General features: G+C 70.1%; 28 protein-coding genes. 23 read left to right on the forward strand and 5 right to left on the reverse strand.

Going from position 1 to position 26,064, the window contains the following annotated elements; all coding sequences use genetic code 11:
• Positions 1-326: 326 nt before the first annotated feature.
• The gene (locus WA675_RS11300) at positions 327-1,421 is read right to left on the reverse strand and encodes a serine hydrolase domain-containing protein (protein ID WP_336084200.1); all 1,095 of its coding nucleotides are present in this window, start codon (positions 1,419-1,421) and stop codon (positions 327-329) included.
• Positions 1,422-1,691: 270 nt separating this feature from the next.
• Between WA675_RS11300 and WA675_RS11305 the strand changes: the two genes are divergently transcribed.
• From WA675_RS11305 to WA675_RS11320, 4 genes are all read left to right on the forward strand, one after another.
• A complete protein-coding gene (locus WA675_RS11305) occupies positions 1,692-2,420 on the forward strand; it encodes a hypothetical protein (RefSeq protein ID WP_336084201.1) in 729 nt (242 codons plus the stop codon).
• A gap of 355 nt (positions 2,421-2,775) precedes the next feature.
• On the forward strand, positions 2,776-2,901 hold the full coding sequence (locus tag WA675_RS11310; RefSeq protein WP_336084202.1) for a hypothetical protein: 126 nt from the start codon (positions 2,776-2,778) through the stop codon (positions 2,899-2,901).
• A 162-nt stretch (positions 2,902-3,063) separates the two neighbouring features.
• Positions 3,064-4,302, forward strand: coding sequence for a sensor histidine kinase (locus WA675_RS11315; protein ID WP_336084203.1), 1,239 nt, complete (start codon positions 3,064-3,066; stop codon positions 4,300-4,302).
• Positions 4,299-4,988 carry a response regulator transcription factor gene (locus tag WA675_RS11320; RefSeq protein WP_278261559.1) on the forward strand — a complete coding sequence of 230 codons (690 nt, stop codon included), beginning with the start codon at positions 4,299-4,301 and terminating at the stop codon, positions 4,986-4,988. Before WA675_RS11315 ends, WA675_RS11320 begins: the two co-directional genes overlap by 4 nt.
• A 232-nt stretch (positions 4,989-5,220) precedes the next feature.
• Here the strand turns inward: WA675_RS11320 and WA675_RS11325 are convergent, their stop codons facing one another.
• Entirely contained in the window at positions 5,221-5,550 is a 330-nt protein-coding gene (locus tag WA675_RS11325) for a hypothetical protein (RefSeq protein WP_336084204.1), read from the reverse strand.
• Between the two features lie 70 nt (positions 5,551-5,620).
• Entirely contained in the window at positions 5,621-6,436 is an 816-nt protein-coding gene (locus WA675_RS11330) for a hypothetical protein (protein WP_336084205.1), read from the reverse strand.
• Between the two features lie 119 nt (positions 6,437-6,555).
• Here WA675_RS11330 and WA675_RS11335 point away from each other — a divergent pair, with 119 nt between their 5' ends.
• From WA675_RS11335 to WA675_RS11375, 9 genes are all read left to right on the forward strand, one after another.
• Positions 6,556-7,539: a Ppx/GppA phosphatase family protein gene (locus WA675_RS11335; protein ID WP_336084206.1), complete on the forward strand. Its 984-nt coding sequence runs from the start codon at positions 6,556-6,558 to the stop codon at positions 7,537-7,539.
• Positions 7,536-9,407, forward strand: a complete 1,872-nt coding sequence (locus WA675_RS11340) for a hypothetical protein (RefSeq protein WP_336084207.1) — start codon at positions 7,536-7,538, stop codon at positions 9,405-9,407. The genes WA675_RS11335 and WA675_RS11340 overlap by 4 nt, the downstream gene beginning before the upstream one ends.
• Positions 9,408-9,423: 16 nt before the next feature.
• Entirely contained in the window at positions 9,424-10,308 is an 885-nt protein-coding gene (locus WA675_RS11345) for a sugar phosphate isomerase/epimerase family protein (RefSeq protein ID WP_336084208.1), read from the forward strand.
• An 81-nt stretch (positions 10,309-10,389) separates the two neighbouring features.
• Entirely contained in the window at positions 10,390-11,256 is an 867-nt protein-coding gene (locus tag WA675_RS11350) for a thioesterase family protein (RefSeq protein ID WP_336084209.1), read from the forward strand.
• 28 nt (positions 11,257-11,284) lie between these two features.
• Complete coding sequence (gene proC / locus WA675_RS11355; protein WP_336084210.1) at positions 11,285-12,103, forward strand: pyrroline-5-carboxylate reductase; 819 nt, start codon at positions 11,285-11,287, stop codon at positions 12,101-12,103.
• 162 nt (positions 12,104-12,265) lie between these two features.
• On the forward strand, positions 12,266-12,535 hold the full coding sequence (locus tag WA675_RS11360; protein ID WP_336084211.1) for a helix-turn-helix domain-containing protein: 270 nt from the start codon (positions 12,266-12,268) through the stop codon (positions 12,533-12,535).
• 255 nt (positions 12,536-12,790) lie between these two features.
• Positions 12,791-12,892: a 30S ribosomal protein bS22 gene (locus WA675_RS11365; protein ID WP_003402602.1), complete on the forward strand. Its 102-nt coding sequence runs from the start codon at positions 12,791-12,793 to the stop codon at positions 12,890-12,892.
• 186 nt (positions 12,893-13,078) lie between these two features.
• Entirely contained in the window at positions 13,079-14,134 is a 1,056-nt protein-coding gene (locus WA675_RS11370) for an NAD-dependent epimerase/dehydratase family protein (protein WP_336084212.1), read from the forward strand.
• Positions 14,131-15,147, forward strand: coding sequence for a lysophospholipid acyltransferase family protein (locus tag WA675_RS11375; RefSeq protein ID WP_336084213.1), 1,017 nt, complete (start codon positions 14,131-14,133; stop codon positions 15,145-15,147). The genes WA675_RS11370 and WA675_RS11375 overlap by 4 nt, the downstream gene beginning before the upstream one ends.
• 177 nt (positions 15,148-15,324) lie before the next feature.
• On the opposite strand, the gene WA675_RS11380 is transcribed toward WA675_RS11375, so the two are convergent.
• Entirely contained in the window at positions 15,325-16,350 is a 1,026-nt protein-coding gene (locus WA675_RS11380; protein ID WP_442945607.1) for an HAD family hydrolase, read from the reverse strand.
• Positions 16,351-16,438: 88 nt separating this feature from the next.
• On the opposite strand from WA675_RS11380, the gene WA675_RS11385 reads away from it, so the two are divergent.
• The 5 genes from WA675_RS11385 to WA675_RS11405 all read left to right on the forward strand — a co-directional run bounded on the left by WA675_RS11385 (position 16,439) and on the right by WA675_RS11405 (position 21,813).
• The gene (locus tag WA675_RS11385) at positions 16,439-16,720 is read left to right on the forward strand and encodes a glutaredoxin family protein (RefSeq protein ID WP_336084214.1); all 282 of its coding nucleotides are present in this window, start codon (positions 16,439-16,441) and stop codon (positions 16,718-16,720) included.
• 206 nt (positions 16,721-16,926) lie between these two features.
• Complete coding sequence (locus tag WA675_RS11390; RefSeq protein WP_336084215.1) at positions 16,927-17,799, forward strand: redox-sensing transcriptional repressor Rex; 873 nt, start codon at positions 16,927-16,929, stop codon at positions 17,797-17,799.
• Positions 17,796-19,217, forward strand: coding sequence for a glutamyl-tRNA reductase (locus WA675_RS11395; protein WP_336084216.1), 1,422 nt, complete (start codon positions 17,796-17,798; stop codon positions 19,215-19,217). Before WA675_RS11390 ends, WA675_RS11395 begins: the two co-directional genes overlap by 4 nt.
• A complete protein-coding gene (gene hemC / locus WA675_RS11400; protein ID WP_336084217.1) occupies positions 19,214-20,245 on the forward strand; it encodes a hydroxymethylbilane synthase in 1,032 nt (343 codons plus the stop codon). Before WA675_RS11395 ends, hemC begins: the two co-directional genes overlap by 4 nt.
• On the forward strand, positions 20,242-21,813 hold the full coding sequence (locus tag WA675_RS11405; RefSeq protein WP_336084218.1) for a bifunctional uroporphyrinogen-III C-methyltransferase/uroporphyrinogen-III synthase: 1,572 nt from the start codon (positions 20,242-20,244) through the stop codon (positions 21,811-21,813). The genes hemC and WA675_RS11405 overlap by 4 nt, the downstream gene beginning before the upstream one ends.
• A gap of 56 nt (positions 21,814-21,869) precedes the next feature.
• Here the strand turns inward: WA675_RS11405 and WA675_RS11410 are convergent, their stop codons facing one another.
• Entirely contained in the window at positions 21,870-22,151 is a 282-nt protein-coding gene (locus tag WA675_RS11410) for a hypothetical protein (protein ID WP_278261543.1), read from the reverse strand.
• 237 nt (positions 22,152-22,388) lie between these two features.
• On the opposite strand from WA675_RS11410, the gene WA675_RS11415 reads away from it, so the two are divergent.
• From WA675_RS11415 to WA675_RS11435, 5 genes are all read left to right on the forward strand, one after another.
• Positions 22,389-23,567 (forward strand): serine hydrolase domain-containing protein, encoded by a 1,179-nt coding sequence (locus WA675_RS11415; RefSeq protein ID WP_336084219.1) that lies wholly within the window; start codon positions 22,389-22,391, stop codon positions 23,565-23,567.
• Positions 23,568-23,609: 42 nt separating this feature from the next.
• Positions 23,610-24,587, forward strand: a complete 978-nt coding sequence (hemB, locus tag WA675_RS11420) for a porphobilinogen synthase (protein ID WP_336084220.1) — start codon at positions 23,610-23,612, stop codon at positions 24,585-24,587.
• Positions 24,584-25,096, forward strand: coding sequence for a hypothetical protein (locus tag WA675_RS11425; RefSeq protein WP_336084221.1), 513 nt, complete (start codon positions 24,584-24,586; stop codon positions 25,094-25,096). Before hemB ends, WA675_RS11425 begins: the two co-directional genes overlap by 4 nt.
• Positions 25,097-25,329: 233 nt before the next feature.
• The gene (locus WA675_RS11430; protein ID WP_336084526.1) at positions 25,330-25,767 is read left to right on the forward strand and encodes a hypothetical protein; all 438 of its coding nucleotides are present in this window, start codon (positions 25,330-25,332) and stop codon (positions 25,765-25,767) included.
• The gene (locus WA675_RS11435) at positions 25,764-26,036 is read left to right on the forward strand and encodes a hypothetical protein (RefSeq protein ID WP_336084222.1); all 273 of its coding nucleotides are present in this window, start codon (positions 25,764-25,766) and stop codon (positions 26,034-26,036) included. The genes WA675_RS11430 and WA675_RS11435 overlap by 4 nt, the downstream gene beginning before the upstream one ends.
• Positions 26,037-26,064: the final 28 nt, after the last annotated feature.

Genomic DNA, 26,064 nt, shown 5'->3' on the forward strand with positions numbered 1-26,064 from the left:
CTGTCTGTCCCTCGGTCGGGCTCTCCGATAACGACCGGCAGAAGCGGCCACGCCTGAACACGACACAGTCAGCTCGTCGCGCGGGGCAGACCTCACCCGATGACGACGATGGCCCGACGCCATGAGGCATCGAGCCGTTGCATGTAGGATTTCATCCCACGGTGCGAACAGCTGCTATCTGTTTCGTACCCAGGCCGTTCGGTGAGTTCCAGCTCACCGGGCGGCCGTTCTTGCTCGTGTGACGTTACACACTCGTGTCCTGCCGGGCAACCAGCCGAAACCGGGCATCAGCCGCGCTGAGCAGGCTGTTGAGCTGACACGAAGTGTCACGGGCACAGTGCGCCGGTGAGCAGGCCGCCGAGGTTCACGGCGGTGGGCGTGCCGGTGTAGGAGATGGTCACCGCTCGGCCGTTGGGGGTGGCGCCCGCGATGGCGGCGAAGCCTCGGACGTCGCCGAGATGGCCGATGTAGCGCGCGCCGCACGGGAGCTGCGTGTAGCCGACGCCGAGTCCGTAGGACATGCCGTCACCGTTGCCCATGTCGACGCCGTCGAGCATGTCGCGTAGTTGGGCCCGTGGGATCACCCGCCCGGCCAGCAGCGCGGTGTAGAAGCGGTTGAGGTCGGCGCCCGTACTGACGAGCGCGCCGGCGGCCCAGGGCACCGAGGGTTCCATGCGGGTTTCGTCGGTGACGATGCCGTCGACGGTCGTGTAGCCGGTCGGATGCGGGGTCCGCAGGTCGGTTTCGCCGGTGCCGGGGAGGTAGGTGTGTGACAGGTCGAGCGGAGTGAGGATGCGGTCGCGCAGCTCGTCGCCGTAGCGGTGTCCGGTCACCGCCTCGATCAGCATCCCGGCCACGTGGTAGTTGATGTTGGCGTACTCGAACCGGGTGCCGGGGGTGAACCGCGCGGGATTGCGCAGGGCGAGGGCGACCGCCTGTGCCGGGGTGAAGGTCCGGCCCCGCACGGCCGCCTGGTGCTCGTCCATGCCGGGCAGCACCGGTTCGGGGAGGCCACTGCGGTGGCCGAGGATCTGCCGGACGGTGATCACGCGCCCGTCGATCCCGTCGCCGGTGAGCAGGCCCGGCAGGTAGGTGTCGACCGGCGCGTCGAGCTCGACGCGGTGTTCGGCGACCAGTTGCAGCACCACGGCGGCGGTGAACGTCTTGGTGATGCTGCCGACCCGGACGTGCACGGGCCGATCCGCCGGGATCGGCGTCCCCGACGCCGCGTCGGCGAGGCCCGCCGTGGTGAGGGTGGTGGCCCCGTCGGCGGTGAGCGTGGCCAGCGCCCCGACCGCGCCGGAGCGGATCAGCTCGTCGAGACCAGCGCGCACGGTGTCCGCCGGGGCGGCGTCGGCTGTGCCGACCGAAACCAGCAGGGAGGCAGTACAGATCGAGAGAGCGAGAGCTCGAATACGCATGCCCCGAAGGTAGAAACCCCGAGCCGCCAACCACATCGACCCGGGGTAGGACTCCACCCTCACTCCCCGGTATCAGTCCCCCGTTCCGCGCCCGGTCTCCTCGCCGCCATCGAATGATCCCGCCACGAGGTCCGGATTCACGGGGTCTTCATTGTGATCGAGAACTCTTTGAAAAGGAAAAGTCGGGCGGGTCACAATATTTGGCTCGCCCACTTTCGGTGATATTCAATGATCGCGTTCTGTCGACCATTTGTTACCGAGGGGGGAAACGTGGCTCTTCGCCATGCAACCAGAAAATTCAGCCGGGCGCTCGTTGCCGGTGCACTGCCGCTGGCGGTCATCGTGACCTGCGCGGATGTGGCGTCCGCTGCGCCGGTCGCACCGCAGGTTTCGAGTATCGAGCGCACCACGACCTACAACGGTCACGAAATCGCGTTCGTCGATGATCGGACGATGACGATCGACGGGCACACGCTCACCGTCGATGATCAGAATGTGGTCCGGCTCGATGACCGCCCGGTGTCGTTCCAGGCTGTGTCGAATCCGGCGGAGGCGGCCTTTTCCATCGACGGCCCGAGCCTCGGGCTCGACAAGGTCGGGACCGGTGCGCTGGTCGGCGCCGGGGTCGGCGCCGCGGCGGCCGGGATTCCCGCGGCGGTGGTCGGTGCTGTTCCCGGTGCCGTCGTCGGTGGTGTGATCGGCGCGGGTGCCGGATTCTTGATCGGGATCGGCACAGTGGCGGCCGGAATCCTGATCGGCTCGCTCGCGGGCTGCGTTACCACGGGTTGCCTCATCAACGTGCCGGTCTTCATCGCCGGGTTGGCGGCGCAGGCGGTGATCGCCGGTCCGTCCATCGCGATCGGCGCTGTCGCGGGTGTGGCGATCGGGGCCGCCATCGGAGCCGGTATCGCCGGTATTCCAGCGGCCGGGATCGGTGCGCTCGTCGGGGCCGGTATCGGGGCCGGCGCTGTCACGCTGAATCCGGAACTCGTTCCGTAACTCGAGGCTGCGAAACCGAACTCGAGACTGCGAAACCGAACTCGAGACTGCGAAACCGAAAGGCACCCTGCGGGGTGCCTTTCGGCGTTGGGCCCCGGCCACGATCGCGGACGCCTCGAGCTTCTTCCGGCTCGGGGACTGCCGGGTCTCGTCGACGCGGATCCGGCCCGCGGAATCGACCTCGCTGAGCCATTTTCCGGCTGCCATCTGAAAGCTGTTGGGGTACTGGAGGTTCAGCGGCAGCGGGCGTTCGCCCAGCTCGAGACGTGGAAGATCCTGAACAAGCGACGTTGCTGCCCGTTCAAGACCGGGCTGATCGTGTCGTCTCCGATCGCGCTATCTGACCTGGTTCGATGTGCGCGATGACGGCCGGTGCCTCAGCTACCACCGGTTCCGGGATCTGCATATCGAGCCGACGAACAAGGACCGGCTGATCGAGGCGATCTCGGCGCTCGGCGCCGACGACGAGCCCGACGACTGACCTGGACCCGCACCGCCGACACGCCGGGCGGACACGCCCGGGGGCGGGGTGGGTGCCTGGTGGGTGAACGGCAGGCGAACGGTGTGCCAAGGGGCTGTGACCTGCGCGAAACTTCTGTGACCCGGCGTCGGTACCCCTGCCCGCACTCGTACGATCAATCATGTGAGTGTTCCGCAGGCGGTGCTGTTGGCAGTCCTCGCGGCTGTCGTCGGACTGGCAGTCGGTGGCCTGCTGATCCCGTATGTCAATGCCCGCCATGCCGCGCGCAATCAGGAGGACACCGGGCTGACGATGTCGCAGGTGCTCGACCTGATCGTGCTGGCCTCGGAGAGCGGCATCGCGGTGGTGGACGAGTATCGCGATGTGGTGCTGGTGAATCCGCGCGCCGAGGAGCTGGGGCTGGTGCGCAACCGGCTGCTCGACGAGCGCGCCTGGGCGGCGGTGGAGAAGGTCCTCGCGACGGGCGACGCCGCCGAGTACGACCTCACCGCCAAGAACCCCTCGCCGGGCCGCGGGCGGATCGCCGTGCGCGGCGTGGCCCGCAAACTCTCCCGCGAGGAGACCAGCTTCGTCGTGCTGTTCGCCGACGACGATTCCGAGCAGGCGCGCATGGAAGCGACCCGCCGCGATTTCGTCGCCAATGTCAGCCACGAGCTCAAGACCCCGGTCGGCGCGATGAGCCTGCTGGCCGAGGCCATGCTGGAATCGGCCGACGATCCCGAGGCCGTTCGGCACTTCGGCTCGCGCGTGCTGGCCGAATCCCGGCGCCTGGGCAAGATGGTCACCGAGCTGATCGCGCTCTCGCGTCTGCAGGGCGCCGAGAAGCTGCCCGATCTGGCCGTGGTCGACGTCGACACGGTGGTGCAGCAGGCGGTCGACCGCTCGCGCACCACCGCCGAGGCCGCGGGCATCACCGTCAGCACCGACCGCCCCAGCGGGCTGGAGGTGCTCGGCGACGAGACGCTGCTGGTCACCGCGCTGTCGAACCTGGTGGAGAACGCCATCGCGTACTCGCCGCAGGGTTCGCACGTGTCGGTGAGCCGGTCGCTGCGCGGCGATCACGTCGCGATGGCCGTCACCGACCGCGGCATCGGCATCGCCAAGGAAGACCAGGAGCGGGTGTTCGAGCGGTTCTTCCGCTCCGACAAGGCCCGCTCCCGCTCGACCGGCGGTACCGGACTCGGCCTGGCCATCGTCAAACACGTGGCCGCCAACCACAACGGTGAAATCACCCTGTGGAGCAAGCTGGGTACCGGCTCGACGTTCACCCTGCGCATCCCCGCCCATCTGGAGACGGAGGGCGACGAGGACACGGCGTCGGGCCCGGAGCTCAGCACGAGAGAAACCATCGCCCAGCGCACCCCCGCTGGTCGAGCGAACGGTGTGGAGGCACGCAGATGACGAGTGTGTTGATCGTCGAGGACGAGGAGTCGCTGGCCGATCCGCTGGCATTCCTGCTGCGCAAGGAAGGCTTCGACGTCACCGTCGTCGGCGACGGCCCGTCCGCGCTGGCCGAGTTCGACCGCTCCGGCGCCGACATCGTGCTGCTGGACCTGATGCTGCCCGGCATGAGCGGCACCGACGTGTGCAAGCAGCTGCGCACCCGCAGCGGCGTGCCGGTGATCATGGTGACCGCGCGCGACAGCGAGATCGACAAGGTCGTCGGGCTGGAACTGGGCGCCGACGACTACGTCACCAAGCCGTACTCGGCGCGCGAGCTGATCGCCCGCATCCGCGCGGTGCTGCGCCGCGGCGCGGGCGACGAACTCGATTCCAGCAGCGAGAACGGCGTGCTGGAGGCCGGGCCGGTGCGGATGGATGTCGACCGGCACACCGTGCACGTCAACGGCGGTCAGGTGACCCTGCCGCTCAAGGAGTTCGACCTGCTCGAATACCTGCTGCGCAACTCCGGCCGCGTGCTCACCCGCGGCCAGCTGATCGACCGCGTCTGGGGCGCCGACTACGTGGGCGACACCAAGACCCTCGACGTGCACGTCAAGCGACTGCGCTCGAAGATCGAGGCCGACCCGGCCAAGCCGGAACACCTCGTCACCGTGCGCGGCCTCGGCTACAAACTCGAGGCGTAGAACCGGGCATCGGCCCCGATACCGAAGAGCCCGGCCTCACCCATGTGAGACCGGGCTCTCCTCGTAGAGCAGACCGTAGAACGAAACCAGCAACGGTCCGTAGAACGGAACCCACCACCGGGTTTTCGGCCGCCTCGCTCCCGAGGGGCGAGACGTAACGCCGAAGGCGGAGTATCGCCCCTCGGGAGTGAGGCCCTCAGGGCCGAAAACCCCGCGGCGCCAGCCGCCAAAATTACAGAGCGCTCCAAGCCACGCCCAGGGGGGTGTCGATCTTGTTCAGCGGCAGCCAGCCGTAGGCGTCTTCCTGCATGCAGTCGTAGATCGGCACATCCGCGCCGTTGCCGCGGCAGGCGATGGTGGTCGAGGTGCCCTGCGCGCTCACGATGATGTATTTGCCGTCGGCGGCCGCGTTGAGGGCCGCCGGGTCGGTGTAGTTGACGAAGCTGGCGGTGAAGTCGGCGTAGGCGGCCGGATCGCCGTTGGGTTCGGCGTTGGCCACGCCGGTCATGGCCAGGCCCGCGCCGAGCACGAGGGTCGCCAGAGAGAGTGCTTTCTTGGACATGAAAGGGAATCCAACCCTAGTTCGGTGACATCCGGATGGCAGGCAGATGAACCGATTCGCCGCCAGGATTTCACGCCTGCTGATCGGAAAGCCCGCCCTGGCGCTCGGCCTCGACGGTGGCTGGGTGCACCGCGATCAGGCCGAGGCCCTCGCGGCGGCGGCACAGCCGGGCCAGCTCCTCGTAGGCCGGTGCGCCGAGCAGTTCGCGCAGTTCGGGGCCGTAGGACTGCCAGACCGGCCGGGTGCCGACGTGCGCGTCGGGCGAGCCGGTGCAGTACCAGTCCAGATCCAGGCCGCCGGGACCCCAGCCGCGGCGGTCGTATTCGGTGACCACGGTCCGCAGGATCTGCTCGCCGTCGGGGCGCTCCACCCAGTCCTGGGTGCGCCGGATCGGCAGCTGCCAGCACACGTCCGGCTTCACCTCGAGCGGCTCGATACCCTTGCGCACCGCCATGATGTGCAGCGCGCAGCCCGCGCCCGCGGCGAAGCCGGGACGGTTGAGGAAGATGCAGGCGCCGTCGTAGCGGCGGGTGCGCAGGGCGGGCTCGTCCTCGAGTTCGTCGAGTTCGAGGTAACCCTTCTTGACGACCTTGCCCTTCTCGGTGGCCTCGCCCATCAGCTGCCAGTCATCGGGTGTGAGCATCTTCACAGCGCCTGCCAGGCGCTTGCGGTCGTCCTTGTCGGACAGGAAGGCACCGTGCGAGCAGCAGCCGTCGTCGGGGCGGTCGGCGATGATGCCCTGACAGGCCGGGGTCCCGAACACGCACGACCAGCGCGACAGCAGCCAGGTCAGGTCGGCGACGATCTGGTGCTCGTCGTTTGCTGGGTCGGTGAACTCGATCCATTCGCGGGGGAAGTCGAGCTCGACCTCCGGGCTCGGATCCATCTTCCGCCCAGGTCGGAGCCCGGTCCCGGGGTTGCCGGCTGCGCCATCGGTCACAACTCGTGACGCTAACAGTTCAGTCGCCTGGCCTGTAGTACCGGATCACCAAGTACCGTATTCGTGTGCGGCTTGGTGTTCTCGATGTCGGAAGCAATACCGTTCACCTGCTCGTGGTGGACGCGCATCGTGGTGGACACCCGATGCCCATGAGCTCGTCGAAGTCGGCGTTACGGCTGTCGGAGAACATGGACGCCGACGGCCGCATCACCACCGAGGGCGAGGCCAGGCTGATCGCCACGATCGCCGAGTTCGCCGATCTGGCCCGCAATTCCCGGTGCGTCGAACTGATGCCGTTCGCCACCTCCGCGCTGCGCGAGGCCACCAATTCCGACGAGGTGCTGGCCCGTGTCCGCGCCAGCACCGGGGTGGGTCTGGAGGTGCTCTCCGGCGAGGACGAGGCCCGGCTGACCTTCCTCGCGGTGCGCCGCTGGTTCGGCTGGAGCGCCGGTCGCATCATCAATCTCGATATCGGCGGCGGCTCGCTGGAACTGTCCAACGGCGGCGACGAGGAACCCGATGTGGCGCTGTCGCTGCAGCTCGGCGCGGGCAGGCTGACCAGGGAATGGTTGCGCGACGATCCGCCGGGCAAGCGCAAGATCGCGGTGCTGCGCGACTGGCTCGACGCCGAGCTGGTCGTGCCGAGCAAGGCGATCGCCGCGGCGGGCAAGCCGGACCTGGCCGTGGGCACCTCGAAGACCTTCCGTTCGCTGGCCCGGCTGACCGGTGCCGCACCCTCGGCCGCGGGCCCACGGGTGCGCCGTACACTGACCAGCTCCGGCCTGCGCCAGCTGATCGCGTTCATCTCCCGGATGACCGCCGCGGATCGCGCGGAGCTGGAGGGTGTGAGTTCGGACCGGTCCCAGCAATTGGTGGCCGGCGCACTGGTCGCGGAGGCGAGTATGCGGGCGTTGTCGCTCGACAGCATCGAGATCTGCCCATGGGCGCTGCGTGAGGGACTCATCCTGCGCAAGCTCGACGCCGAGCCCAACGGAGGTCCGGCCGTCGTGCCGCCGCTGGCGTCGGTGACGAGAGCGGAGCCCGCATGAGCAACGACGATTCCAAACAGCTATCGGTCGCCGAGCTACTCGCGCGCAATGCCGCCGGTGGCGCGTCCACCCCGTCCGGCGGGGGCGGCGGGCGGCGCAGGCGCAGCGGCCGTGGTCTCTCGGTCACCGATCTGACCGGCGAGAACGCCACCGTCCGCTCCGGTCCCAGCTCGCACGCCGCGCCCGCGGAGCCGGAGCCGCCCGCGCCGGAACCGGCCTACGCGCCCGAACCGGCCCCGCCCGCGAGCTACCAGCCCGCCCCCTATCCGCCGCCCGGCCCGGCCGAGCCCGCGTTCTCCCCGATGTCGGGTCCGATCTCGCGCGTCGATCCCGGTGATCCGCTCGGACTGGCCGCGCCGCGCCCGGCCGCCGACCCGTTCGGCCCGTTCCGCGCCGAGGCCCGCGATCTGGGCACGCCGTCGAACGGGCGCGGGCCCTTCCGGCTCGGTGCGCCCTCGACCCGGGCTGTCGATCCCGAGATCGCGCAGATGTTCGGCTCGGGGGCGATCCCCGCGGTCGGTGGTGGACGCCGCCGCAAGCCCGACCAGGAGGACGAGGCCCCCGCCTTCCCCGAGCCGCCGCAGCCGCCCCCGGCCACCGGCGGCCGGGCCGCGCGCCGACGGGCCGCCGAGGCCGCCGAGGAAGCCGCCGCGCCCCCCGCCGCGCCCGCACCCTCGTGGGCGCCGCAGCCGCCCGCCTACGGCCCGACGGGCTTCGAGGCGCCCTACGCGCCGGGCGCCGAGGCGCCCCCGCAGCCCTTCGGCGCCCCGGGCCCCGGTTTCGCCGGTCTGCCCGACTTCGCCCCGCGCCCGGACGTCAACGCCACCCAGGCGCTCAATCGCGCTCCCGCCGGGGACCAGCCGTACCCGGGTCCCACTCAGGCGCTCAACCGCGCGCCCGCCGGGGATCAGCCGTACCCGGACGCCACTCAGGCGCTCAATCGCGCTCCCGCCGGGGACCAGCCGTACCCGGGTCCCACTCAGGCGCTCAACCGCGCTCCCGCCTCGGACCCGCCGCGCCCCGACCTCGAACAGCGTCCGGCGCTGGATCGCCGACGGTCCGCGCCGGGCACCGGGAAGTCGAAGCTGCCGTCGTGGTCGGCGCGCAGGCATCGCCCCGAGGCCGAGGCCGCGCCGGAGAGCGGGGGCTTCCCGACGGCCGCGTGGTCGCCGGTCAGCCAGGAGCAGCCGCTGCTCGCGGGCCAGTCGGTGGCCGGTGATCTGCTGCGTCAGCGGGCCGAACACGGCCCCGACGCCGACGCGCACACCGAGGTGTACGCGCTGGGCGGCGACCCGGACACCGACGACTACGCCGAAAGCGAGTACGCCGACCGCGATTACGCCGACAACGACTACTCCGACGCGGAGTACGCCGACGGCGACTACGACGATGACGACTACTACGACGACGAGGACGACGCCGAACCCGCGCCGACCCGCGCGGGCAAGCGCGCCGCGACCAGGGCCGCCGCCTCGAAGGTGGCGCGCCGGGCCAAGTCGCGTGCGCGCCAGGCCAAGTCGCGCGCGAGCCGGGTCACCGCCCGGGTGGGCACCGCCTCGGCGGGTAGCCGGGGTGCGCGCACCGCACGCGACGCCGACGCGGACGCCAACCGCAAACAGTGGATGATCCTGGGCGCGCAGAGCGTGGGCGCGGCGGTCGCCGGAATGTTGCTGTTCAAGGGTTTCGAGACGATGTGGGAGACCCTGCCGTGGGTCGCGCTGGCGCTGGCTATGGTCGTCATCCTCGGTCTGGTCGCCCTGGTGCGGGTGCTGCGGCGCACCGACGACATCTTCAGCACTGTGATCGCCGTCGTCGTAGGCGTCTTCGTGACGCTGGGACCGCTAGCCTTTCTCCTCAGTACCAGCTGAATTCAGGGAGTGGGCTGTGGGGAACGCGCGGGCTGAGATCGGGATCGGGCTCTCGACGGCGTCGGTGTATCCGGAGAACACCCAGGCGGCGTTCCGGTATGCCGCCGAATTGGGTTACGACGGTGTGGAACTGATGGTCTGGGCCGAACCGGCCAGCCAGGACATCGCGACCGTGCAGTCCTACGCCAAGCGCTACGGCGTGCCGGTGCTGGCCGTGCACGCGCCGTGTCTGCTGATCTCGCAACGGGTCTGGGGCGCCGACCCGATCGCCAAACTGGAACGCAGCGTGCGCACCGCCGAGGCGCTGGGCGCCGACACGGTGGTGGTGCATCCGCCGTTCCGCTGGCAGCGCCGCTACGCCAAGGGCTTCGCCGAGCAGGTCGGCGAGCTGGAGGCGCATCACCCGATCAAGGTGGCGGTGGAGAACATGTTCCCGATGCGCGCGGACACGCTGTTCCGCGAGGGCTCGGTGCGCAGGCTCGAACGCCGGTCCGGGCCCGGCCCCGCGGTGAGCGCGTTCAGCCCGTCCTACGACCCCACCGATATCGGTTTCGACCACTACACCCTCGACCTGTCGCACACCGCGACCGCGGGAGCGGACGCGCTCGAGCTGGCCGAGCGGATGGGCTCGGGCCTGGTGCACCTGCACTTGGCCGACGGCCGCGGCGCCGCGCACGACGAGCACCTGGTGCCAGGCGAGGGCACCCAGCCGTGCGCGCAGCTGTGCGAGCACCTGGTCCACACCGGGTTCACCGGGCACGCGGTCGCCGAGATCAACACCCAGATCGCGCGCACCACCGCCCAGCGCTCGGCGCTGCTCGCACGCACACTCGAGTTCGCCCGCCTGCACCTCACCGGCGCGAGCCCGGACCCGGCCGCGCGCCACGCCGACCTGCCCTGACCCCCGGACACGCGGCCGGGAATACTCCGCGCGCACCCCTGCTTGTACGCTGTACGAATTGAACCTCGACCAGGAGTGACGATGACGCGAGAACTCGCGACCGACGCGCCGTTCAGTCAGGTCGTCGACCTGACCGAGCTCACCACGACCGATGCCGAGACCGGCCGCTACGCCGGCGTCATCGCGCCCACCTGGACCATCGGTCCCAAGGTGCACGGCGGCACCATGGTCGCCGCCAGCGCCGCCGCGGCCACCCGCTGGCTCACCGAGGGCGACGAGTCCCTCGCACAGATGGCGCCCATCGCGGCCAGCTCCGACTTCCTCGGCGCTCCCGATCCGGGCGAGGTCGAGTACGCGGTGCGTATCCGCAAGAAGGGCCGTCAGATCTGCCTGGCCGACGCCGAGCTGATCCAGAACGGCCGCACCCTGGTGCGCACCGCGTTCACCTTCGGTCACCTCGACGCCGCGGCCACCCGCTGGAGCGGCCCCGACACCGACATGCCCGCCGAGCCGACCGCCGCGGCGCACCGCTACACCCCGGATTCGCCGATGGGCAAGGTCGTGCACGTCAGCGAGGGCGCGCAGGTGCTCATCGACCCGAGTCAGGCGGAGTTCCTACGCGGGGAGACCGCCGCGCCGCGGCTGCGGCTGTGGATGCGCCCGTTCGACGGCGACGAGTCCGATCCGCGCGTGCGCGCCGCCTTCGCCATGATGGCCGCCGACATGAGCCCGCCGGTGCCGATGAACCTGGGCCACTTCGGCTGGTCGCCGACCGTGCAGATGACCACCTACCTGCGCCGCATCCCCGCGTCGGGCTGGCTGCGGGTCATCGCGACCGCCAGGGAGGTCGGTGAGCGCATGTTCGACGAGGACCAGCTGGTCATCGACTCGACCGGCGCGGTCGTGGCGCAGAGCCGCCAGCTGGCACTGATCCCGGCGGCGCGCTGACCGACCCCGCCCCACTAACCTGGACCGCATGACGAGAATTGCGGTGGTCGGTGGCGGTCGGATCGGTGAGGCGTTGATCGCCGGATTGCTGGAATCCGGCCGGGCGACCAAGGATCTGGTGGTTGTCGAGCCGTCGGCCGCGCGTGGCGCCCAGCTCGCCGAGCGGTTCAAGATCCGGGTGAGCAACTCGGTCACCGAGGCGGTCGTCGGCGCCGACATCGTCGTGATCGCGGTCAAGCCCAATGTGGTCGACTCGGTGCTCACCGACCTGTCCAAGGCCGACCTGGACACCGGCGCCGATCAGGTGCTGGTCTCGCTGGCCGCCGGTGTCACCACCGCGCACCTGGAGAACAAGCTGCCCGCGGGCTACCCCGTGGTGCGGGTGATGTCGAATACCCCGATGCTGGTCGGGCAGGGCATGAGCGTGCTCTCGCCCGGCCGCTACGCCAAGCCCGAGCAGCTCGAAGAGGTCGGCGAGATGCTCGAGGCCGTCGGCAAGGTGGTCACCGTGCCCGAGGGGCAGATGGACGCGGTCACCGCGGTCTCCGGCTCCGGGCCCGCGTACTTCTTCCTCGTCGTGGAGGCCATGATCGACGCCGGTGTCGGCCTCGGCCTGACCCGCGACGTGGCCAGCGAGCTGGTCACCCAGACCATGATCGGCTCGGCGGCCCTGCTCGAGGAGACCGGTCAGAACGCGGTCGACCTGCGGGTGGCCGTCACCTCGCCCGGAGGCACCACCGCCGCGGCGTTGCGCGAACTCGAGCGCGGCGCGCTGCGATCGACCTTCGTGGAGGCATTGCACGCCGCCAAGCAACGATCCGCCGAACACGGCGCGTCGAGCGAATGACGTTCGGGTACCCGGGATGAAAACCGATTTCTCACACCCGTCGCAGTAATCCCACTGGTCCCGCTAAGCTCGTAGAAGCACGTGCGTGTCTGTTCCGCCGGTGGGGAAGCCGGCGGCGCGGACGTGCCGGAGGTCAATGGTGCCATGATGTCTGCGAACAGAATGTCAGCGAATAATTCCCCGGCGTCGGGTGGTGGATCGGGTTCGCCCGCTCCCCGGGCCGGAGCTCCGCAGGGACAACCGGTGATCGGCGGTGGCACGCAGTTTCTCACCGTCGCCGAAGTCGCCGCCCTCATGCGGGTATCGAAGATGACGGTGTACCGGCTCGTGCACTCGGGTGAACTGCCCGCGGTGCGCGTTGGCCGGTCCTTCCGCGTGCACGCCAAGGCGGTGCACGACTACCTGGAGACGTCCTACTTCGACGCCGGATAGGTTCTCGACCGCCTCGATCTGGACTGACCGGAGGGTGCGACGAAGGAGTACCCGTAGGGAGGGAAGATCGAGGGAACAGGTCGAGAACCCGCGGGCGCCAGCCCGCAGACCGAGCTGTAGCATGAACACTCGGTTCGTGTCCGCCTGCCGGTGGCACCGCTTCGTGGTGTCCGGTGCGCCCCGGCGGCGCGGACACCAGAAGACGCACGCGACACCGCGTGTGTATGCCGAGTAGAGAGAACGCGAGGAAACCCTATGGGTTCTGTGATCAAGAAGCGCCGCAAGCGTATGTCGAAGAAGAAGCACCGCAAGCTGCTTCGCCGCACGCGTGTGCAGCGGCGCAAACTCGGCAAGTAAGCCCGCATGCCTGCGACGAGCCCGTCACCTACGAGGTGGCGGGCTCTCGCTGTGAAATGGTCGGGTTTGTAAATCTCACTGTGCGGTGACCATCGTCATCGTTAAAAGCTTGTTGATCGTGGCGGCGGGTGGCGCGAATGCGGCTACTCTGGTACGCGGGAAAACATGAGAAGCAGGGGGCTTTGAGTGGGGTCAGATCCGAAAGTCGTACTGGTCACCGGAGCCAGCCGCTTCTTCGGTGGCAATGTCGCGGCGCGGCTCGCCGCCTCGCCCGGTGTCGAGCGGGTGATCGCCGTCGACACCATGACCCCCAGCCGAGAGCTGCGCAGGCGGATGGGCAGCGCCGAGTTCGTGCGCGCCGACATCCGCAATCCGCTGATCCGCAAGGTCGTCGAGGGCAACGAGGTCGACACCGTCGTGCACGCCTCGGTGCTCACCCGTCCACCCGCCGGGGGTGGGCGCGCGGTGATGAAGGATCTCAACGTCCTCGGGGCGATGCAATTGCTCGCCGTGTGCCAGAAGGCGCCGTCGGTGCGGCGCGTGGTCGTCCGGTCGTCCTCGGCGGTCTACGGCTGTAGCGCCAAGGACCCGGCGAAATTCACCGAGGAGATGAGCGCGCGCACCCCGCCGGTGGGCTGGTTCGCGCGCGACATGATCGATATCGAGGCCCTGGTGCGCGCGATGGCGCGGCGCAGGCCCGATATCTCCGCCTCCATTCTGCGGTTCGCGCCGATCGTCGGGCCCCGGCTGGCCGATCGCGGGGTGCAGTACCTGCGCTCGCCGATCACCCCGACCGTGCTCGGCCGCGAGGCCAGGATGCAGCTGCTGCACGAGGAAGACGCGGTCGCGGTGCTGGTGCACGCGGCGCAGCGGGCAGGTGGTGGCACGGTCAACGTCGCCGGAGACGGCGCGCTGGCCATGTCGCAGGCGATCCGGCGGGCCGGGCGCATCGTCGCCCCGGTGCCGTATTTCGCCTTCCGCACGGTCGGGCGCGCGCTGATGGGCCCGATCATGCGCGCATTCAGCGGTGAACAACCCCACTACCTCTACTTCGGCTGCGGGCTCGACACGACCCGCATGCGGACCGAACTCGGGTTCACCCCCCGGTGGACCACGGTCCAGGCATTCGACGACTTCATCGCGGGCGCAGCGTTGCGGCCCGTCTTCGATCCGGCATGGATCGACGCCGCGGAACACAAACTGCTCGGCCTCATCGGGGCCGGTTCAGGAGCGCATACATGAACGAGGGAGCGAAAGTCATCCGTCTCGACACCAATGTCGAGACCCGGCAACGTCCTCCGGCCCGGCGCTGGCCGGATCAGCCGATGCAGGCGATGCCGGTCACTTCGCTGAGTGAACGCAGGCCCGGCATGCCGCCGCGCCCCCCGAAGACGCTGTCGGAGGTCGTGCGCGACGCCCTCGGCGCGCAGATCGAGAAGACCGCCGAATTCGCCCGCCGCCGCCTCACCGGCGACTACCAGATCGACGAGTTCGGCTACGACCGCCACCTGCTCGAATCGGTCATCCTGCCCGCTCTGCGCCCGCTGTCGGACTACTGGTTCCGGGTCGAGACGACGGGCATCGACAACATCCCCACCACCGGTGGCGCGCTGCTGGTCGCCAACCACGCGGGCACCGTGCCGCTGGACGGGCTGATGCTGCAGCTGGCCGTGCACGACCACCACCCCGAGCGGCGCGCGTTGCGGTTGCTGGCTGCCGACCTCATCTTCGAGCTGCCGATGCTGGGCGCGCTGGCCCGCAAGGCCGGGCACACCCTGGCCTGCCACCCGGATGCCGAGCGGCTGCTGCGCTCCGGACACATCGCCGGTGTTTTCCCGGAGGGATTCAAGGGCGTCGGAAAGAATTACGCCGATCGGTACAAGTTGCAGCGATTCGGTCGCGGCGGCTTCGTTTCCGCGGCGGTGCGCACCGGCGTGCCGATCATTCCGGTCTCGATCGTCGGTTCGGAGGAGATTTATCCGAAACTGGCCGATATCAAGCCGCTGGCGCGATTGCTCGGATTGCCCTATTTCCCGGTGACGCCGCTGTTCCCGCATTTGGGTCCGCTGGGCGCAATTCCGCTGCCGTCGAAGTGGTACATCGAGTTCGGCGAGCCGATTGCCACCTCGTCGTTCGCGCCGGAGGAAGCCGACGATCCGATGACCATGTTCGAGGTCACCGACCAGGTCCGCGAAACCATTCAGCAAACCCTGTACAAGCTCCTGGCCAAGCGCCGCAATCCGGTCCTGGGCTGAACACAGCAGCATTCCCAGCCCCGCACCCGCGACCCTGAGGAGCGGCGGCCACGAAGTGGCCGGTCGCGGCCGGGTCGCCGGTCAGGCGTCGTTTCGTAGGCGACGAAGGAGCAAGAAACGGCGCCTGACCGGCGACCCCTAGGGGCCGCGACTCGAGCGCGCCAGCGCTCCAAAAACTCAGTGATCGCGGTGGCGGGCTACGGCCGCTGCTACAGCGCCACCGGCCGCGCCCAGGGCGAGGGCGGTCGGGACGCCGATCTTGGCGGCCTTGCGGCCGGTGCGGAAGTCGCGGATCTCCCAGCCCCGGTTCTTGGCGACCTCGCGCAGGTCCGAGTCGGGGTTGATGGCCACGGCGGTGCCGACCAGCGAGAGCATCGGGACGTCGTTGTGGCTGTCGGAGTAGGCCGTGCAGCGCTTGAGGTTCAGGCCCTCGCGGACGGCCAGAGTGCGCACGGCGTGTGCCTTGCCGAGGCCGTGCAGGATGTCACCGACCAGGCGGCCGGTGAACTTGCCGTCGACGCTCTCCGCGACGGTGCCCAGCGCGCCGGTCAGGCCAAGGCGCTTGGCGATCACATTGGCCAGCTCCACCGGGGTCGCGGTGACCAGCCACACCTGCTGCCCGGCATCGAGGTGCATCTGGGCCAGCGCGCGGGTGCCGGGCCAGATCTTGTCGGCGATGATCTCGTCGTAGATCTCCTCGCCGAGGGCGGCGAGCTCGGCGGTGGGCCTGCCCGCGATGAAGCTGAGCGCCTTCTCCCGGCCCGAGGCCATGTCGGAGGAGTTCTCCTTGCCGGTGACCCGGAACTTCACCTGCTTCCAGGCGACATCGACCAGGTCGGAGGTCTTGAAGTACTTGCGCGCGGCCAGCCCGCGGGCGAAGTGCACGATCGAGGCACCCTGGACCAGGGTGTTGTCGACGTCGAAGAACGCGGCGGCGGTCAGGTCGCGGGGGACCTCGGGACCGGTGTCCTCGCCCTGCTCGGCCAGCTCGGCGTCGTGCAGGGTGAGCGCGGCGTCGGCACTGGCCTCACCGGCCAGATTGGCGCGCAGCTCCTCCTCGCTCGGCCCGAACGGGCTGCGTGGCAGCCGTGCGAACTGCTCCTGTAGCTCCTGACCGAGGCGGCTGGGCTGCCACCGGGCCGGGAACTCCCCGAATCGCCCTGCGACGAATCCGGCCCTAGTCACCTTCGAACGTTCCGGCACCAGTACCCTCCGCTAGTCGCGCGAACCATGTCCACAGTAACCGGATTCACCGACAACCCGCGCCGGGCTCGGGGATTAAATAAGGGTCATGACGAATCCCACACCCACCGTGACCCTGTTGACCCGCGCCGGTTGCGGTATGTGCACCATCGCACTGGCGCAATTGGAGACGATCTGTGGTGATTTCGGTCTCCCGGTGCACACCGTCGACGTGGACGAAGCTGCGGTCAGCGACCCCGGACTGCGCGCGGAGTACGGCGATCGGCTGCCGGTGGTCCTGTTGGACGGCCGTGAACACAGCTATTTCGACGTCGACGAGCCCCGTTTGCGGGCAGACCTGAGCCGTTTCGCTGGTCGCGACGGAAAATGAGGCCAATTTCACCGACTTTGTGAACGCCTGCACAAGCGGTTACGGTGGTGGCACGCAATCCGCACCGCCGCTTCACGCAGCGGCGGTGGCCGGGTTTGTGACAGCCCCCCATGGACCGGCCGCCGCCTCACCGCGCGGCGACCCACACCGGTGAACGAACGACAGGAACCGGACCGCGATCAGGCCCGGCACGAGGAGCCGACGACGTGACAGAGCAGCACGAGACGCCCGGTGGCGTCTCCGGCAAGGCTCTTCAGCGGGACATTCCGCAGGCCACGGTGACTCGTCTCGCTACCTATCTCCGTGTTCTGGCCGGGTTGGCCGATTCCGGTGTTGCCATCGTATCGAGTGAGGAACTGGCTGTCGCGGCGGGTGTCAATTCGGCGAAGCTTCGCAAAGATCTTTCCTTCCTCGGACCCAACGGCGTGCGGGGTGTCGGCTATGACGTAGCCAAATTGCGCACCAGGATCGAGGATGTGCTCGGTCTGTCGCAGGGACATCGGGTGGTGCTGATCGGTGCGGGCAATCTCGGCCGCGCACTGGTCGGCTACGGCGGTTTCGGGGTACGAGGCTTCACCGTGGTCGGGATCTTCGACAACGACCCGACGGTGATCGGCCAGTCGTACGCCGGACTCGTCGTGCGCGATGTCGACCGGCTCACCGATCAGATCCCCGCCCTGAGCCCCACCATCGCGGTGGTCGCCGTGCCCGACGAGGCCGCTCAGGACGTGTGCGATCGCCTCGTCGCGGCCGGTCTGCCCTCGATCCTGAGCTTCGCCCCGTGCGAACTGCGCGCACCCGCCCACGTGGAGGTCCGCCGCGTCGACCTGGCGATGGAACTGCAGATGCTGTCCTTCGACGCCGCGCGCAACGACGCGCCCGCGCTGCCCGAGGCCGCGGGCGCCGGGTCCGGCCGCGTGGCGCACCGGGTGCCGCCGCAGCAGCATCCCACCCGCACACATCCCGCACCGGTGGAGCCACCGGCGCGCGCCCGGCCGCAGCGACGCAACGCGCCGCACGCGGCCACGCCCCACTCGGCAACGGAGCCAAGCACCAAGGGATCGGTGATCACCCCATGAGCGTCTTATTGGTCGGGATTTCGCACCGGAGTGCGCCCGTCTCCGTGCTCGAGAAGGTCGCCATCAGCGAATCCGACCGGCCCAAGCTGGTGGATCGGTTGCTCGCCTCCAGTCACGTCTCCGAGGCGATGATCGTCTCCACCTGCAACCGCGTCGAGGTCTACGCCGTGGTCGACGCCTTCCACGGCGGGCTCGGCGAGGTGAGCGAGCTGCTCACCAAGCACTCCGGGCTGCCGCTGGGCGATCTGACCAAGCATGCCTACGTGCGCTACAGCGAGGCCGCCGCCGAGCACCTGTTCGCGGTGGCCAGCGGGCTGGACTCGATGGTGGTCGGCGAGCAGCAGGTGCTCAGCCAGATCCGTAGCGCCTACGCCAGCGCCGACGGGCAGCAGGCCGTCGGGCGCACCCTGCACGAGCTTGCCCAGCACGGCCTGCGGGTCGGCAAGCGGGTGCACTCGGAGACCGGGATCGACCGGGCGGGCGCGTCGGTGGTGTCGGTGGCGCTGGATCGTGCGCGCGGCGTCGTCGGCGAGCTCGGCGGCCGGACCGCGGTGGTGCTCGGGGCCGGGGCGATGGGTGGCCTGGCGGTCGCGCATCTCTCGCGCGCCGGGATCGGGCGGATCCTGGTGGTCAACCGGACCCTGGACCGCGCGCAGCGTCTCGCCGAGACCGGGCGCACCATGCACGGGGTCGACGCCGAGGCGATCGAGATGTCGCGGCTCACCGAGGCCATGGCCGGTGCCGATGTGGTGCTGACCTGTACCGGCGCGGTGGGCGCGGTGGTCACCCTGGCCGACACCCATCGCGCGCTCGCGGGCCGTGCCAACACCGACGCCGCCGAGCGGCCGCTGGTCTTCTGCGACCTCGGCCTGCCGCGCGACGTGGAACACGCCGTGGCCGGACTGCCCGGCGTCGCCGTCATCGACATCGAATCGCTGCAGCGCGATCCGGCCGCGGGCGCCGCGGCCGACGACACCGCCGCCGCGCGTCTCATCGTCGCCGACGAGCTCACCAAATACCTTGCCGGGCAACGCATGGCAGAGGTCACCCCCACGGTGGCCGCGCTGCGCCAGCGCGCCGCCGACGTGGTGGAGGCCGAACTCCTCCGCCTCGACTCGCGCCTGCCCGACCTGGCCGACCCGGCCCGCGACGAGGTGGCGCGCACCGTGCGCCGCGTCGTCGACAAGCTGCTGCACGCGCCGACGGTGCGGGTCAAGCAGCTGGCGTCCACCCCGGGCGGTGACAGCTACGCCGAAGCGCTGCGTGAGCTGTTCGAACTCAAACCTGGTGCGGTGCAAGCGGTTGCCGCTCCCATGGAGGTCGCGGCGGCCGAGTCCGCGCTGGCCGACGACTTCACCGCAGGGCACCTCGGCGATGGGCAGGCCCGCATGACCGAGTCGCAGGAGGAAACGGCATGACCACGACAGTGCAGGAAGAGGACACCGTGACCGCAGGCAGCATGCGTGCGCCGTGGCGGATCGGCACCCGCGGCAGCTTGCTCGCCCTGACCCAGGCGGGCACCGTTCGCGACGCGCTGATCGCGGCGGGCCAGCCCGCCGAGCTGGTCGTCATCAAGACTCCCGGCGACCTGTCGTCGGATCCCGTGCAGAAGATCGGCGTCGGCGTGTTCACCTCCGCGCTGCGCGACGAGCTGGCCGCGGGCACCATCGACGTGGCGGTGCACTCCTACAAGGACCTGCCCACCGCGCAGGACCCGCGCTTCACCATCGCCGCCATCCCGCCCCGCGAGGACCCGCGCGACGCGCTGGTCGCCCGGGACGGCCTGGTCCTCGGTGAGCTGCCCGCGGGCGCGGTGGTGGGCACCTCGGCGCCGCGCCGGGCCGCCCAGCTGCGCGCCCTCGGTCTCGGCCTCGAGATCGTGCCGCTGCGCGGCAATATCGACTCGCGGCTGCGCAAGGTGAGCGAGGGCGAACTCGACGCCATCGTGATCGCCAGGGCCGGGCTGTCGCGGATCGGCCGCACCGACGCCATCACCGAATCGCTCGAGCCGGTGCAGATGCTGCCCGCCCCCTCGCAGGGCGCCCTGGCGGTGGAATGCCGCAGCGACGACCCGGAACTCGTCGACATCCTGGCCGAACTGGACGACCAGCCGACCAGAGCCGCGGTGCTCGCCGAGCGCGCGCTGCTCGGTGAGCTCGAGGCGGGCTGCACCGCCCCGATCGGTGCCATCGCCGAGGTCGTCGAGTCGATCGACGAGGACGGACGCATCTTCGAGGAACTGTCGCTGCGCGCCTGTGCGGCCGCGATCGACGGCTCCGACGTGCTGCGCGCCTCGATCGTCGGCGCGCCGCAGGACGCGGCGGAGCTCGGCCGCACGCTCGCGCGCGAACTGCTGGATCTCGGCGCCCGCGCTCTGCTGAGCGTGGACGAGCCGACCCCGGCCACAGACTTCACCAATTCCAGCCCGATGGAGAACAACCGATGAGCAGCCGAGCCACCAAGAAGCAACCAGGGCGGATCCTTTTCGTCGGCTCCGGCCCCGGCGACCCGGCCCTGCTGACCGTGCGTGCCCGTGACGTGCTCGAGCGGGCGACGCTGGCGTTCACCGATCCCGATGTCGACAAGGGCGTGCTGGCGCTGATCGGTGTCGCGGTCGAGCCCGGCGAGGACGGCGAACGCCCGGTCGACGTGCGGCCCGCCCTCGGCGAGCCCACCGAGGTCGCCAAGACCCTGATCGCCGAGGCCCGCAACGGCCACGACGTGGTGCGCGTGGTCGCCGGTGACCCGTTGACCACCGATTCGGTGATCAACGAGGTCAACGCCGTGACCCGCTCGCACATGGTGTTCGAGGTGCTGCCGGGCCTGCCCAACGGCTCCGCGGTGCCCAGCTACGCCGGGATCGCGCTGGGCTCCGGGCACACCGAGGCCGATGTGCGCGGCGAGGTCGACTGGGCGGCGCTGGCCGCCGCGCCGGGCCCGCTGGTGCTCAACGCCACCTCCGGCCACCTGGCCGAGACCGCGAGCGCGCTGGTGGAGCACGGGCTGGCCCCGCAGACGCCGGTCGCGGTGACCGTGCGCGGCACCACCCGGCAGCAGCGCACCATCGAGGCCACCCTGGCCACCCTCAACAACGCCGCCTCCGAGCTGGTCGGGCCGCTGGTCGTGACGATCGGCAAAGAGGTCGACAAGCGTTCGAAGATGTCGTGGTGGGAGTCGCGGGCGCTCTACGGCTGGACCGTGCTGGTGCCGCGAACCAAGGACCAGGCCGGAGAGATGAGCGAGCGGCTGGTGACCCACGGTGCCATCCCGATGGAGGTACCGACCATCGCGGTCGAGCCGCCGCGCAGCCCCGCGCAGATGGAACGCGCGGTGAAGGGCTTGGTCGACGGCCGCTACCAGTGGGTGGTGTTCACCTCCACCAACGCGGTGCGCGCGGTGTGGGAGAAGTTCGCCGAGTTCGGTCTGGACGCGCGGGCGTTCTCCGGGGTGAAGATCGCCTGCGTCGGCGAGGCCACCGCGGAGAAGGTGCGCTCCTTCGGCATCAACCCCGAGCTGGTGCCCAGCGGCGAGCAGTCCTCCGAGGGCCTGCTGGCCGACTTCCCGCCGTATGACGACGTGTTCGACCCGGTCAACCGGGTGCTGCTGCCGCGCGCCGACATCGCCACCGAGACCCTCGCCGAGGGCCTGCGCGAGCGCGGCTGGGAGATCGACGACGTCACCGCCTACCGCACCGTGCGTGCCTCGCCGCCGCCCGCGGAGACCCGCGAGATGATCAAGACCGGCGGGTTCGACGCGGTCCTGTTCACCTCGTCCTCCACGGTCCGCAACCTGGTGGGTATCGCGGGCAAGCCGCACGCGCGCACCATCGTGGCCTGCATCGGCCCGAAGACCGCCGAGACCGCGATCGAGTTCGGCCTGCGCGTCGATGTGCAGCCCGAGACCGCCCAGGTGGGCCCGCTGGTGGAGGCCCTGGCCGAGCACGCCTCGCGCCTGCGCGCCGAGGGCCTGCTGCCGCCGCCGCGCAAGAAGAGCCGCCGCAGCAGCAGCCGCTAGCCGGTACAGACGACCCGAAGGCCCGCCCACCGTGGCGGGCCTTCGTCGTCCCGAGCTCATCGGCTGTAGCGCAGCAGGGTGCGCACCAGGCGGCAGGTGGCATCCGACGGCGGCCGCAGCTCGATCTGTTCGGCGGTGCGGCGGATGGTGTCGTTGGTGGCCTGGTTCGGCAGGTACACCCCGCTGTCGAGCAACGCGATGGTCAACCGCATGGCCTTGAGCCGCCGGTTGTGCGCGATGTACCAGCGGCGCGGCCTGCCCGCGGGCAGCCGCTTCTTCTCCAGCGGCACGTACGGTGCGATGAAACCGGACTTCGACGTTGCGGCAATGGCGTTCATGGCGTCCTCCCGTCGCGAATGGGTCCCGCCCCCGATCGTCGGGAACCCTCGAACACGCTTTCGATTGTACCGAGGGGGTCCGACAAGTTTCGTTATCCGCTCGCGGAAGCCATTGAGCTCCAGTGGGATTCGATCGTATCCACCGGCCCCGCGCGGCGTTGCGCCGGGAGTCTGTCGGTGGGCTGTGCTCTAGTGGCACCAGGATTCGGTGGCACAGTCGACAGGGGAGGAGGCACGATGACAACGGAGGAGATCACCCGGCGCCTCGGCGCCCATGTGGAGGCGGACGAACTGCTCGGGCTGGCCTGGCTCGTCGCCGTCGGCGACCAGGTGTCGACCGGCGCGATCGGTCATCTCGACCAGGCGCGCGCCGCGCCGGTACGCACCGACAGCCTGTTCCGTATCTCCTCGATGACCAAACCGCTCACCGCGGTGGCCGCGGCCGTCCTCATCGACGACGGCCTGCTCGACCCGGCCGAACCGGTCGACCGCCTGCTCCCCGAACTCGCCGACCGTCAGGTGCTCATCCACCCGGGCGCCGAGGTCACCGACACCGTCGTGGCGCGGCGCCCGATCACGGTCGACGATCTGCTCACCTTCCGCCTCGGCTGGGGCATGGACTTCACCGACTTCTCGCCCAAGCCGTTCGACGCCGCCTGGAGCGAACTCGGTCTGGGCTGGGGCCCGCCGACGCCCGCGCAACTCCCGCCGGGCGACGAGTGGCTGGCCCGGCTCGGCACCCTGCCGTTGCAGTACCAGCCGGGGGAGCGCTGGCTCTATCACGTCGGCGCGCCGATCCTGGGCTTCCTCGTCGGCCGGGCGGCGGGCACCTCGCTCTCGGAGTTCCTCGCCGAGCGCGTGCTGGACCCACTCGGGATGACCGACACCGGCTTCTGGGTCCCACCCGAACGACTCGACCGGTTCGGCCCGCACTACACCGAACGCGACGGCGAGCGCGTCGTGCACGATCCGGTCGACGGCCAGTGGAGCGCGCCGCCGGCTTTCGAGGGCGGCGGCGACGGGCTGGTGTCCACCGTCGCGGACTATCACCGGTTCGCCCGGATGTTGCGCGACGGCGGTGTGTTCGACGGCGTGCGGATCCTGTCCGAACCGGCCGTGACAACGCTCACGACCAATCACCTCACCGCCGAGCAGCTCGCGCGCGGCGGCCCGAATCCCGACGGCAGCGCGGGCTGGGGCCACGGCATGGGTGTCCAGCTCACCGACCTGCCGGACGGCCCGCGCGCCGGTTCCTACGGCTGGGCGGGCGGTCTCGGCTCCACCTGGAGCAACGACGGGCCGGTGACCGGAATCCTGCTCACCAACCAGACCTGGGGTTCGGCCGGACCCACCCCGGTGTTTGCTGCGTTCGAGTCGATCCTGGGCGAATTATCGCGCTCCGGCGAGGCGCCCTAGGCGGCGCGACCACGCCGGGCACGCAGGCGTACTCTGCGGAATATGACCGCTTTCGACCGCCCGCGGCGGTTGCGCAGGACCCCCGCTCTGCGTCGGCTCGTCGCCGAGACCACGCTCGAACCGCGCCACCTCGTGCTGCCGATGTTCGTCGCCGACGGCATCGACGAGCCGCGCGAGATCAGCTCGATGCCCGGGGTGTACCAGCACTCGCTGGATTCGCTGCGCAAGGCCGCCGTGGAAGCGGTGACCGCGGGTGTGGGCGGGCTCATGCTCTTCGGCGTCCCGCTGCCCGAGGACAAGGACCCCACCGGCAGCCAGGCCAGCGATCCGCACGGCATCCTCAACCGCGGCCTGCGCGCCCTGGCCGAGGAGGTCGGCGATTCGACCGTGGTCATGGCCGACACCTGCCTCGACGAGTTCACCGATCACGGCCACTGCGGCGTGCTCGGCACCGACGGCGCCGTCGACAACGACGCCACCCTGCACCGCTACGTCGAGATGGCGCTGGCCCAGGCCGAATCCGGGGCCGACCTGCTCGGTACCAGCGGGATGATGGACGGCCAGGTCGGCGCGATCCGGCGCGGACTGGACGCGGTCGGGCACACCGACACCGCCATCCTGGCCTACGCGGCCAAGTACGCCTCCGCCTTCTACGGCCCGTTCCGCGAGGCGGTGGGCTCCTCGCTGGAAGGCGACCGCCGCACCTACCAGCAGGACCCGGCCAACCGTCGCGAGTCGCTGCGCGAACTCGACCTCGACCTGGCCGAGGGCGCCGACATCGTGATGGTCAAGCCCGCGATGTCCTATCTCGACATCCTGCGCGATGTCGCCGATCGCTCCACCGTGCCGGTGGCCGCCTACCAGATCTCCGGCGAGTACGCGATGATCACCGCCGCCGCCGAGCGCGGCTGGATCGACCGCAAGGGCGCGATCCTGGAATCGCTGGTCGGTATCCGGCGGGCGGGCGCGGACATCGTGCTCACCTACTGGGCGACCGAGGCTGCACACTGGCTGTCGTGATCGTTCCACCGAACAAACCCGAATCCCTGCCGATGCCCGAGGATGTCGGTACCGCACGTCAGCTGTGGTGGGGCATCGCCGGTCTCGGCGTCGTCTACACCGGCGCGAGCGTGGCCACCATGTTCGGCAGGCGCGGGGAGCTCAGTCAGCAGTTCCTCGACGAGATGCACAAGACCGACCCGAACATCACCGCGGGCACCGTCGACGTGCTGATCCTGGCCGCCTTCGCGCTGACGGCGGTGGTCGGGCTGGCGCTGTGCGCGGTCACGGTGCTGTTCGCCCAGCAGCTCGGGCGCGGCAAGTCGTGGGCGCGCACGCTGCTCACGGTGGCCGCGGTCTGGCTGGCGCTGGGCGCGGTCACGACGATGTTCAACATCTCCGCCGTCACCGGGGCCGCCGCGATGATCAGCGGGGGGACGGCGATCGTGCAGGGCGTGCTCGCCACGGGCGCGGCGTATCTGACCTTCCGGCCCGACTCGACCCGGTACTTCCAGCTGAACAAACGGTGAACATCCGATGGACCACCGGCGTCTTTGGCCCCCGACCGGCCACAGTGTATGGTGAGGATGGTCACACCGATCGGAGGCAATGATGCGCGTGGTGATCCAGCAGCCACACAGCCTGCGACGCGATTGTTTGGTCATCGGATTGATGGTTCTGCTCGCGGTCGTCACCATCGCACTCGTGCTGTTGCCGAGCATTGTCGGCTGATCCCGCGGCGCTGCGGCGCGGCGACGATCTGATGCTGTTCTCCGAACCCGGCGCGCGCTGGCGCGCGGTCGCCTACGGTCCCGCCCTCTGCGCAGTCATCCTGCTGATCGAAGCGCTCACCGGCGCCACCCTGCACGGCTTCGCGCTCGGCTTCTGCGCGGTCGCGCTCGGCGGCTTCACCGCGCTGCAGGTGGTCGCGGGCCGCGCGCACGCCAGAGTCGAACTCACCCCCGACACGCTGCGCCAGGGCACCGAATCGCTGGCCGTGGCCGAGATCGCGGCGGTGCTGCCCGCCGACGACGACGATGCTGCCGAGGCCCGCGCGCTCGGCGAACTCAGCGGGATACCCCGGCGCCGCCGCGGTGTCGGCCTGCGCCTGGCCGACGACGCGATCGTGCGAGCCTGGGCCATCGACCACGCCGGGCTGCGCGCCGCGCTGCACACCGCCCTGGCAGGATCGCGGGAATGAAACGCTGGCTCGCCACGGCGCTGACGGAACTGGTCCTGGCCGCGATCGTCCTGGCCGGTGCGGTCTACAGCTGGGACAACGCGCGGCGCACCACCGACTTCGCTGGCACCGACGAGCACCCCGGTTTCCAGGCCGTGCGCTACGTGCCGCCGCTGATCGTGCTGGCCACCGGGCTGGTGATCGTCGCGGGTCTGCTGGTGATCGACGCCGCTGTCCGGGTGCGCGCGGCGCGGGGTGTAGCGCCGGGGCCGGTCGAACCGATGCATTAGGTGAAGCGAATTCCGATGTGTGCGTTGG

Origin of the sequence: Nocardia sp. SSK8, assembly GCF_037034205.1 — a bacterium.
GTDB lineage: Bacteria > Actinomycetota > Actinomycetes > Mycobacteriales > Mycobacteriaceae > Nocardia.

Excerpts from the sequence above, each read along its gene's own strand:
- WA675_RS11300 (WP_336084200.1), bottom strand. The coding sequence starts at position 1,421 with ATGCGTATTCGAGCTCTCGCTCTCTCGATCTGTACTGCCTCCCTGCTG.
- WA675_RS11320 (WP_278261559.1), top strand. The coding sequence starts at position 4,299 with ATGACGAGTGTGTTGATCGTCGAGGACGAGGAGTCGCTGGCCGATCCG.
- WA675_RS11325 (WP_336084204.1), bottom strand. The coding sequence starts at position 5,550 with ATGTCCAAGAAAGCACTCTCTCTGGCGACCCTCGTGCTCGGCGCGGGC.
- WA675_RS11330 (WP_336084205.1), bottom strand. The coding sequence starts at position 6,436 with ATGGATCCGAGCCCGGAGGTCGAGCTCGACTTCCCCCGCGAATGGATC.
- WA675_RS11340 (WP_336084207.1), top strand. The coding sequence starts at position 7,536 with ATGAGCAACGACGATTCCAAACAGCTATCGGTCGCCGAGCTACTCGCG.
- WA675_RS11350 (WP_336084209.1), top strand. The coding sequence starts at position 10,390 with ATGACGCGAGAACTCGCGACCGACGCGCCGTTCAGTCAGGTCGTCGAC.
- proC (WP_336084210.1), top strand. The coding sequence starts at position 11,285 with ATGACGAGAATTGCGGTGGTCGGTGGCGGTCGGATCGGTGAGGCGTTG.
- WA675_RS11360 (WP_336084211.1), top strand. The coding sequence starts at position 12,266 with ATGTCAGCGAATAATTCCCCGGCGTCGGGTGGTGGATCGGGTTCGCCC.
- WA675_RS11365 (WP_003402602.1), top strand. The coding sequence starts at position 12,791 with ATGGGTTCTGTGATCAAGAAGCGCCGCAAGCGTATGTCGAAGAAGAAG.
- WA675_RS11375 (WP_336084213.1), top strand. The coding sequence starts at position 14,131 with ATGAACGAGGGAGCGAAAGTCATCCGTCTCGACACCAATGTCGAGACC.
- WA675_RS11385 (WP_336084214.1), top strand. The coding sequence starts at position 16,439 with ATGACGAATCCCACACCCACCGTGACCCTGTTGACCCGCGCCGGTTGC.
- WA675_RS11395 (WP_336084216.1), top strand. The coding sequence starts at position 17,796 with ATGAGCGTCTTATTGGTCGGGATTTCGCACCGGAGTGCGCCCGTCTCC.
- hemC (WP_336084217.1), top strand. The coding sequence starts at position 19,214 with ATGACCACGACAGTGCAGGAAGAGGACACCGTGACCGCAGGCAGCATG.
- WA675_RS11405 (WP_336084218.1), top strand. The coding sequence starts at position 20,242 with ATGAGCAGCCGAGCCACCAAGAAGCAACCAGGGCGGATCCTTTTCGTC.
- WA675_RS11410 (WP_278261543.1), bottom strand. The coding sequence starts at position 22,151 with ATGAACGCCATTGCCGCAACGTCGAAGTCCGGTTTCATCGCACCGTAC.
- WA675_RS11415 (WP_336084219.1), top strand. The coding sequence starts at position 22,389 with ATGACAACGGAGGAGATCACCCGGCGCCTCGGCGCCCATGTGGAGGCG.
- hemB (WP_336084220.1), top strand. The coding sequence starts at position 23,610 with ATGACCGCTTTCGACCGCCCGCGGCGGTTGCGCAGGACCCCCGCTCTG.
- WA675_RS11430 (WP_336084526.1), top strand. The coding sequence starts at position 25,330 with ATGCTGTTCTCCGAACCCGGCGCGCGCTGGCGCGCGGTCGCCTACGGT.
- WA675_RS11435 (WP_336084222.1), top strand. The coding sequence starts at position 25,764 with ATGAAACGCTGGCTCGCCACGGCGCTGACGGAACTGGTCCTGGCCGCG.